9 protein-coding genes and 2 pseudogenes are annotated in these 8,424 nt (G+C 67.5%); all 11 read right to left on the reverse strand.

The genetic code is table 11. The annotated features are described in order from the left end of the window. Positions 1-806 (reverse strand): annotated as a pseudogene (locus tag Q4P07_RS12515) (F0F1 ATP synthase subunit alpha); the annotation flags it as partial. Positions 807-887: 81 nt separating this feature from the next. Continuing rightward, on the reverse strand, positions 888-1,709 hold the full coding sequence (locus Q4P07_RS12520; protein WP_303375251.1) for a F0F1 ATP synthase subunit delta: 822 nt from the start codon (positions 1,707-1,709) through the stop codon (positions 888-890). Then, the gene (locus tag Q4P07_RS12525) at positions 1,709-2,305 is read right to left on the reverse strand and encodes a F0F1 ATP synthase subunit B (protein ID WP_303375252.1); all 597 of its coding nucleotides are present in this window, start codon (positions 2,303-2,305) and stop codon (positions 1,709-1,711) included. Before Q4P07_RS12525 ends, Q4P07_RS12520 begins: the two co-directional genes overlap by 1 nt. 61 nt (positions 2,306-2,366) lie before the next feature. Then, a complete protein-coding gene (locus tag Q4P07_RS12530) occupies positions 2,367-2,585 on the reverse strand; it encodes an ATP synthase F0 subunit C (RefSeq protein WP_303375253.1) in 219 nt (72 codons plus the stop codon). A 105-nt stretch (positions 2,586-2,690) separates the two neighbouring features. Beyond that, positions 2,691-3,485, reverse strand: a complete 795-nt coding sequence (gene atpB / locus Q4P07_RS12535; protein ID WP_303375254.1) for a F0F1 ATP synthase subunit A — start codon at positions 3,483-3,485, stop codon at positions 2,691-2,693. A gap of 40 nt (positions 3,486-3,525) precedes the next feature. After that, positions 3,526-3,789, reverse strand: a complete 264-nt coding sequence (locus Q4P07_RS12540) for a hypothetical protein (RefSeq protein WP_303375255.1) — start codon at positions 3,787-3,789, stop codon at positions 3,526-3,528. Positions 3,790-3,793: 4 nt separating this feature from the next. Continuing rightward, positions 3,794-4,195, reverse strand: coding sequence for a hypothetical protein (locus tag Q4P07_RS12545; protein WP_303375256.1), 402 nt, complete (start codon positions 4,193-4,195; stop codon positions 3,794-3,796). Between the two features lie 120 nt (positions 4,196-4,315). Then, a complete protein-coding gene (locus Q4P07_RS12550) occupies positions 4,316-5,422 on the reverse strand; it encodes a glycosyltransferase family 4 protein (protein ID WP_303375257.1) in 1,107 nt (368 codons plus the stop codon). 60 nt (positions 5,423-5,482) lie between these two features. Then, entirely contained in the window at positions 5,483-6,781 is a 1,299-nt protein-coding gene (gene glyA, locus Q4P07_RS12555) for a serine hydroxymethyltransferase (RefSeq protein WP_303375258.1), read from the reverse strand. A 36-nt stretch (positions 6,782-6,817) separates the two neighbouring features. Further along, the gene (locus Q4P07_RS12560) at positions 6,818-7,642 is read right to left on the reverse strand and encodes an L-threonylcarbamoyladenylate synthase (protein ID WP_303375263.1); all 825 of its coding nucleotides are present in this window, start codon (positions 7,640-7,642) and stop codon (positions 6,818-6,820) included. Positions 7,643-7,968: 326 nt separating this feature from the next. Further along, positions 7,969-8,424 (reverse strand): annotated as a pseudogene (locus Q4P07_RS12565) (peptide chain release factor N(5)-glutamine methyltransferase); the annotation flags it as partial.

Below are 8,424 nucleotides of genomic sequence, written 5' to 3' on the forward strand. Positions count from 1 at the left end.
AGGACGTGCTTGCCCTGGTACATCCAGTGCTGACCGATGGCCGAGCCGGTGTAGGGAGCAAGGTACTTGAAGCCGGCGGCGTCGGAGGCCGGAGCCGCGACGATCGTGGTGTAGTCGAGCGCGCCGTTCTCCTCCAGGGTGCTGCGCACCGAGGCGATGGTCGAGCCCTTCTGGCCGATCGCGACGTAGATGCAGCGGACCTGCTTGGACTCGTCGCCAGACTCCCAGTTGGCCTTCTGGTTAAGAATGGTGTCGATCGCGACCGTGGTCTTACCGGTCTGGCGGTCACCGATGATCAACTGACGCTGGCCGCGCCCGATCGGGATCATCGCGTCGATCGCCTTGATGCCCGTCTGAAGAGGCTCGTGCACCGATTTGCGCGCCATCACACCGGGAGCCTGCAGCTCCAGCGCACGGCGGCCGTCGGTCTCCACCTCGCCCAGTCCGTCGATGGGCTGGCCGAGCGGGTTGACGACGCGTCCGAGGTAGCCGTCGCCGACCGGTACGGACAACACCTCACCGGTGCGGCGGACCGGCTGGCCCTCTCCCAGGCCGGAGAAGTCACCCAGGACGATGACACCGATCTCGTGCGCGTCCAGGTTCAGCGCCAGACCGAGCGTGCCGTCCTCAAACGTCAACAACTCGTTGGTCATCACCGAGGGCAGGCCCTCGACGTGCGCGATGCCGTCACCGGCGCTGATCACGCGGCCGACTTCCTCGCGAGAGGCGGCGCTCGGCTCGTAGGACTGGACAAACTGGTCGAGCGCGTCGCGGATCTCCTCCGGACGGATCGTCAGCTCCGTCATGTCTTCTCCTCGTCGTGGCCCGGGTCTTGGTGCCGGGCCGGTGCTGTATGTAGTGGCGGGTCGCCTTGGTCTGGTGGGGGTCTAGCTGGTCATCCGCCGGCGCGCGTCAGCCAGTCGTTGGCTGATCGTGCCGTCGATGACCTCGTCGCCGATCTCCACCCTGATGCCGCCGACGACGTCCTCGTCGATGACCACGTTGGTGTGGACGGTCCGGCCATACTGACGGCTGAGCGCAGCCACCAGCTGGTCGTGCTGCGCAGGGTCGAGAGCCGTTGCTGTCGTCACCGTGGCGGTGACCTCGTCCTGCCGCTCGGCTATCTGCTGGAGGTAGGCCTCGATGGCCCGCTCGAACCGGCGACCGCGGATCCCGGCTACTGCCTGCTTGACCAGGCTCACCGCCTCCGGCGTGGACTTGGTGGAGAGCAGCCGGTCCACGAGGACGGACTTCGCCGTGCCGTCGGCACGAGGGTCAGACAGCGCCGCCTGCAGCTCCGGGCTGCCTTCGACGATCCGACTGAACCGGAACAGGTCATCCTCGAGCTGGCCGAGCGAGCCCTGCCGCTCCGCATGCGCGAGTGCCGCCTCCACCCCGAGACGGTCGAGCGCGGTCACCAGGTCTCCGGCGCTGCGCCAGCGTTGTCCCGCGGTGGCCTTGACCACATGCATCGCGCCGACGCCGATCTTGCCCTGGAGCACGTGCGCGGCCAGCGCAGCCTTGTCAGCGCCCTCACGGGAGGGGTCGGCGAGGTTGCGCCGCAGTGCCGCATTGGCATCGACAGCCCGCGCCACCGCCCACACCTCCTCCGCCACCGTGGAAGCGTCCAACGCCCCCTGGTCGGCCTGCAGGACCTCCTCGAGCGCCTCGCGAGCGCCCCGGTAGGACCGGCGGAACGTGCTGTCCATCAAAGCCCCTGCTCGGCGCTGGCACCCAGCTTCTCGGGCTGGATCGCACCTTCGCTCAAGTCGGCGAGGAAGCGGTCGACGATGCCGCGCTGGCGGACCTCGTCCTGCAGCGACTCCCCGACGATCTTGCTCGCCAGGTCAGTGGAGATCTGGCCGACCTCGCCACGGAGCTGGACCATCGCCTGTTGGCGCTCGGCCTCGATCTGCTTGTGGGCGGTCTCGGTGATCCGGGACGCCTCGGTGGCAGCTTGCGTCCGCATCTCTTCGATGATCTGCGCGCCTTGCTCCTTGGCGTGCTCGCGAATGCGGGCGGCCTCGGACCGGGCCTCGCCGAGCTGGTCGTCATATTGCTTCTTGGCGGCGGCGGCCTCAGCCTCTGCCTTGGCGGCCCGCTCCATCCCGCCCTCGATGGCATCGGCCCTCGCGGCGACGATGCCCTCGAGTTGGGGCCAGGCGAACTTCCAGACGATGAGGAAGATCACGCCGAACATGAGCAGACCCCAGATGAGCTCGGGGGTGTGCGGCATGATCGGAGTGCTCGGGCCTCCCTCGGCTGCCGCTGCGGCCACGGCGGTCGTCAGTAACGAGTACTGCACGGTGTCTCCTTCAACGCGTTAGGTGGTAGGGGGCTAGGGCCCAACCGGACCTGGCCCGACCTCAGGCAGTGGCGAGGAAGTAGAGCACGAAGCCCAGGATTGCCAGGGCCTCGGCCACGGCGAAGCCGAGAATCGTGAACGGGGTCAGCACGCCGCGAGCCTCGGGCTGGCGGGCGACGCCGTTGAGGTAGGCCGCGAAGATCAGACCGACGCCGATGGCGGGGCCGATGGTGGCAAGACCGTAGCCGACGAGGGCGAGGGGGGAGGCAAGAGCTTCCATGATCTCTCTTTCTTTCTGTGGTGGTCCGGCCCGGAGGGCCGGCGGTAATGCGGACGACGTATTCAGTTGAAGAGGAAGGGCGGGCACCATACGTGCCCACTGCGGTTAGTGGCCTTCGGAGACCCCGTCACCGATGTAGGAGGCGGCCAGCAGCGTGAAGACGTAAGCCTGGACAACCTGGATGAGGATCTCGAAGAACGTCATCAGGAAGGCCATCACGAAGGAGCCGATGCCCGCCGCCACGAGCAGCCCGCCCTGCCCGACCAGGAAGAACCCGCCCACGACAAACAGGGTGAGGATCATGTGGCCGGCAAACATATTGCCAAAGAGTCGAAGGGCCAGCGTGAGCGGCCGGGTGACGAAGTAGCTGAAGATCTCCAGCAAGAGCACGATCGGCGCGATGACGAGCGGGACACCCTCGGGCACCATGGCCTTGAAGTAACCAGCCAGGCCCTTCTGGCGCAGCCCTGCCACGTGGTAGACGACGTAGACCAGGAAAGTCAGCCCGATCGGGATCGCGATGGTGCCGGTCGTGGGCATCATCACGAACGGTGTGACGCCCATGAGGTTGGAGAGCAGCAGGAAGACGAAGATCGAGAACAGGAAAGGGACGTACTTGGCGTAGTGCTTGCCGCCGATCAGGTCCCGGGCAATGTCGTTGCGGACGAAGTTGTAGACCGTCTCGGTCAGGAACTGCCCCTTGCCGGGGACCATCTTGAGGTTGCGGGTGCCCAGGATGAGCCAGGCACCCAGCAGGATCGTGACGAGCGTCATCACGAACATGGGCCGGGTGATGGCCCATTGGCCGCTGCCGATGAGCGGCTGCCAGAAGTCGGCGGGCGACGGTGCATGGAACTCGTCCGCCTGGACGAACGAGAATCCCAGGGTCACTACGCTCACGCATACTCCTTTGCCGTGTCATCGGGTGCGGGGAAGAAACTCATTGCGTACCGTACCTGACCCAGATGATGTAGATGGACATGCCCATGCCTGCCAGGATCCCGACGGCGCTTAACCACTCGAGGCCCGTCCAGCGGCCGATCAACCAGGCGATCCCTCCGAACAGGATAGGTCCCGCCAGCAGATACGAGAGCACGCTGGTGCCCATCGAGTGTTCCGGCGCCAGGCCGGGGTAGTCCTCGTCCCGGGCAGGCCGACCGTCCTCGCGAGGCATCGGATCCTGACCAAACAGATTCAAACCCATGGACTCAGTCCTCCGCCCGCTGCGGCATGGCCACATCTAGCAGCGGACGCGGGCCGGTGAGATAGGACCAGACCAGGACCACCTGGAAGAGAATAGCGCTGCCCAGCGCCGCGAGGGCGAAGGCGGGACGCGCCAACCAGTCCACTTCGCGCAGGAGGAGAGCCGCGGCGGCGAGCAGGACCACGACGATGAGCAGGACCGCGAAGGCTCCGGGGAGGATCACCGCGTCGTGTTGGGTCAGGAGCCATCGGATCGCACCCACACCTGCCGCGAGGGAGCCCGTCACCAGGGCGCCGGCCAGCCCGACCGAGCCCGCGACCTGGAGCCAGGGACCGACGAGGGAACCGGCCACGACAGCTGCGACGAGCGTCGCGACGACTCCGACGATGAGCGCATGCCAGAGCATGCGGTCAACGACCTGGGGGGTCTGGGCTGGGGCACGCAACGTCGACGGATCCTCGTCAGGTTGGGGTGGGGATGCTTGTGAAAGTTATCACAAGGTCGCGGTTTCCCGCGAACTCGCTGGTCACCGCGGCACCGGCGTGCGGTGCCGCTCGGGGCGACGGGTGAGCACGATGGCCAACGCCAGAAGCAGCACGATCCCCACGACCGACACCCAAGCAGGCAGATAGGCGAAGGAGACGGTCCCCGCCGCGACGAGTCCAGCCCACAGGTAGAGCAGGATGACTGCACCGGTGTGGCTGTGTCCGATATCGAGCATCCGGTGGTGCAGGTGGCCCCGGTCCGGCTTCCACGGCAACTGACCGGCCCGGGTGCGCCGGAAGATGGCCAGGACGATGTCGAGGAAGGGCAACGCCATGATGGCGAGCGGGATCAGCACCGGCAGGAAGATCGCGGTCGCGGCGGAGGCGCTGGCCAGCGAGGAGTTGGGGTCGACGGAGCCCGTCATCGAGATGGTCGCGGCGGCGAGGAGCAGGCCGAGCAGTAGTGCTCCCGCATCGCCCATGAAGAGGCGTGCCGGGTGGAAGTTGTGCGGCAGGAATCCCAGGCAGCAGCCCATGAGTGCGGCGCTGATGAAGGTCGACATCGAGAACACGTTGGGTGGGTCGAAGTTGGTGCTGACCAGGTAGGACCACCCGAAGAAGGCCGATGCCGCGATCAGCACCACACCGGCCGCCAGCCCGTCGAGCCCGTCGATGAAGTTGACCGCGTTGGTGGACACGACGACCACCAGGATGGTCAGGGTGACCATCACGGGTTCGGGCAGCACCGTCACACCCCCGATCGGCAACGACAGCAACTGCACTCCATAGAAGGCCATCACTGCGCCGGCGATGACCTGCCCGGCCAACTTCGTCATCCAGTCCAGCTCGCGGACGTCGTCCACCGCACCGAGCAACGTGATGATCACGGCCGAGGCCAGGACGCCATAGAGCTGGGGCGAGGTCTCGAAGAGCTGTCCGTGGTAGGGCAGCTGGCGCCCCAGCAGCACCGCCGCCGCGAAGCCGGCAAGCATCGCGACGCCACCCAACCGCGGGATCGGCACCGTGTGCACGTCGCGGGCCCGAACCGCCGTGATGGCTCCGATCCGCACCGCGATCCGACGCACCAACGGGGTGGCCAGGTAGGTCACGATCGCTGCGGTGAGCAGCACCATCAGGAACTCGCGCACGGAGATTCACCTGCCCCACTTCCTATCGCGAAGATCCGGTAGGAAGTGGCGCGGGCCGGGTCAGCCGGCCGTCGGGTCCGGGTAGGCCGGGTAGGAGACGAGCAGGTCGGTGATCTGGCCGCGGATCTCCTTGGCCACCGCGTGCTCCGACGTGCCGTCGGTCTCGGTGACCGCGCGGTGGATGAGCTGGGCGACGGTCTGCATCTGCTCAACGCCCATCCCCTGCGTCGTCACGGACGGGCTCCCGACGCGGATACCTGAGGCGATGTTGGGCTTCTCCGGATCGAAGGGGATGGCGTTCTTGTTGAGCACGATGCCAGCCGCATCGCAGCGCGCCTCGGCGTCCCGCCCGTTGACCCCCACGCCCCGCAGGTCGTGCAGGGACAGGTGGGTGTCGGTGCCGCCCGTGATGGGGCGGATGCCGAGCTCATCCAGGCCGGCGGCCAGTGCGCTGGCGTTGTCGAGCACCTGCTGGGCGTAGGCCTGGTAGGCCGGGGTCGCGCACTCGGCGAAGTTGACGGCCTTCGCGGCGACGCAGTGCATCAGCGGGCCGCCCTGCATCATCGGGAAGACCGCACGGTCAATCGTCTTGGCGTGCTTGTCCTTGCAGACGATCGCGCCGCCACGCGGACCGCGGAGGACCTTATGCGTGGTGAAGGAGACGACGTCGGCGTAGGGGACCGGCGAGGGGATGACCTTGCCTGCCACCAGGCCGATGAAGTGGGCAGCGTCGACCCACATGATCGCCCCTACCTCGTCGCAGATCGCCCGGATCCGCTCGAAGTCGATGAGGCGCGGGATCGCCGACCCGCCGGCGCAGATCATCTTGGGGCGGTGCTCCTTGGCGAGCTGCTCCATCTGGTCGTAGTCGATGTCCTCGGTGTCGGTGCGGACGCCGTAGTGGACGGCGTTGAACCACTTGCCGGAGAAACTGACCTTGAAGCCGTGGGTGAGGTGGCCGCCATGGTCCAGGGACATCGCCAGGATGGTCTCGCCCGGCTTGAGGAAAGCTCCGTAGACGGCGAGGTTGGCGCTGGCGCCGGAGTGCGGCTGGACATTGGCGTGGTCGGCCTGGAAAAGGCTGGTCGCGCGCTCGATGGCCAGCTTCTCGACCTTGTCGACCTCGGCGCAGCCGCCGTAGTACCGGGCGTCGGGATACCCCTCGGCATACTTGTTGGACAACGTGGAGCCCAAGGCTGCCAGCACCGCGGGACTGGTCTGGTTCTCGCTGGCGATCAGCTGGAGGCCGGCGCGCTGGCGGTCCAGCTCGGAGACGAGCAGTCCGGCGATGTCAGGGTCCCGCTCCAGTAGCGAGCTGAAGCTGGGTCCGTAGAAAGTGTCAGGCGTCACAGCAGTCATGCGACCACTCTAGGGCGTCAACCGCCCCGCCCCCGCTCAGGGCTCGACGGTGCGGACCGCCCCACCGGGGACGACGACGCCACTGGGCCGCAGTCCGTCCAAGGCGGACGCGGTGGGCTGCTCGGCAACTGGCGACACGTGGGCCTCCTCGACAGGCTCCGGAGGGGGCCCAGCGCCTTCCTCGGCAGCTGATCCAGCGAACGGGGCGTCATGCAGGACGGTGGTGCCGAGCACGGCCCTGATCCGTGCTGCGTCCAGAGCGCCGACCCTCAGCACGACAGGCTCCTGCGCCGTGCAGTCCACGATGGTTGACGGCGCTCCACCCGTGCGGGCGCCGTCGTCCAGGTAGACCGCGACCGCCCCACCGAGCTGGTCCAGCGCCTCTTGACCGGTCGTGGCTGCGGGACGCCCGGTGACATTGGCGCTGGTCACGGCCATCGGCCCGACCTCGGCCAGCACCGCGAGCGCGACCTCGTCGTCGGGCATCCTCAAGGCGACCGTGCCGTTGGTCTCGCCCAGATCCCAGTGCAGCGAGGGTTGGGAGCGCAGCACCAGAGTCAACGGACCGGGCCAGAACTGCCGCATGAGGATCCGCGCATACATGGGCACCTCGATGGCCAGACCGTCGACCGTGCGAGCGTCGGGCACCAGGACCGGCGGTGGCATCTCGCGACCGCGGTGCTTGGCGGCCAGCACCATGGCCACGGCGACCACATCGAAGGCGTCCGCTCCCACGCCATACACGGTGTCCGTCGGCAGCACGAGGATCTTGCCGTCCCGGACCACCTCCGCGGCCTTGGCGATCGCCTCCGCACGCTTCTGCGCGTCGGTGCAATCGAGCAGGCGGTCCTGCAACGGCATGCCAGCCATGGATGCCATCCTCCGATCGGGTCGTCGTGGGCGCGGCGGGGACCGCTGCCAGCGCAAGTCTTGCACCAGAGCCCGCCCGCGCACGACACGCAGGTGCCACTTGAAGTTGCAACGAGGGCCGACTTGCTCAAGAGTAAAGACGAACGTCACGCCACCGCGTGGACGTCATAGCACCAAGGAGAGTGAACTCAATGCGTGGAAGCGGTCTCATCTGGACCATCGTCGGGGTGCTGCTCATCATCGCCCTGCTGATCTACATCCTCTGACAGCGAGGAATCTCAACTCCGGTATCCACCGGACCCGCAGAGCCCGCGACCTCAATGGTCGCGGGCTCTGCGGGTCTGTCTAGCTCTGGTGACACGGGGCCGCCCCCCCAGGTCAGGCAGGTCCTCGATCGTGTCCCAGTGCCCCTGGGCCGCGAGAGCCGCCGGCAGCGAGACGCCCTGTGCTTCGGCGTGCTCCATCAGCAGCAGAGCACCGGGCCGCAGCAGCACGGCTGCCTGCTCGCCGAGGGCACGTGGCAGGTCCAGCCCGTCCTCGCCGCCGCCATAGAGGGCGAGCGCGGGATCATGGTCACGCACCTCTGGGTCGATCGGCACGGCATCGGTAGGGATATAAGGGGGGTTGCTGACGACGACGTCCACCGTGCCGGCCCAGTCCCCGAAGGATTCCTGCGCCGGTCCGAGCCGAAGGTCGATCACCAAGCCGGTCTGCGCCGCGTTCGCGACCGCATACCGATGCGCCTCGGGTGAGAGCTCGACGGCACCCACCCT

This window comes from Ornithinimicrobium sp. (assembly GCF_030537745.1).
Taxonomy (GTDB): domain Bacteria; phylum Actinomycetota; class Actinomycetes; order Actinomycetales; family Dermatophilaceae; genus Ornithinicoccus.

What these genes read in the sequence shown, in the direction of transcription:
- Q4P07_RS12520 (WP_303375251.1), bottom strand. Translation starts at nt 1,709, where the DNA reads ATGGACAGCACGTTCCGCCGGTCCTACCGGGGCGCTCGCGAGGCGCTC.
- Q4P07_RS12530 (WP_303375253.1), bottom strand. Translation starts at nt 2,585, where the DNA reads ATGGAAGCTCTTGCCTCCCCCCTCGCCCTCGTCGGCTACGGTCTTGCC.
- Q4P07_RS12540 (WP_303375255.1), bottom strand. Translation starts at nt 3,789, where the DNA reads ATGGGTTTGAATCTGTTTGGTCAGGATCCGATGCCTCGCGAGGACGGT.
- Q4P07_RS12545 (WP_303375256.1), bottom strand. Translation starts at nt 4,195, where the DNA reads ATGCTCTGGCATGCGCTCATCGTCGGAGTCGTCGCGACGCTCGTCGCA.
- glyA (WP_303375258.1), bottom strand. Translation starts at nt 6,781, where the DNA reads ATGACTGCTGTGACGCCTGACACTTTCTACGGACCCAGCTTCAGCTCG.
- Q4P07_RS12560 (WP_303375263.1), bottom strand. Translation starts at nt 7,642, where the DNA reads ATGCCGTTGCAGGACCGCCTGCTCGATTGCACCGACGCGCAGAAGCGT.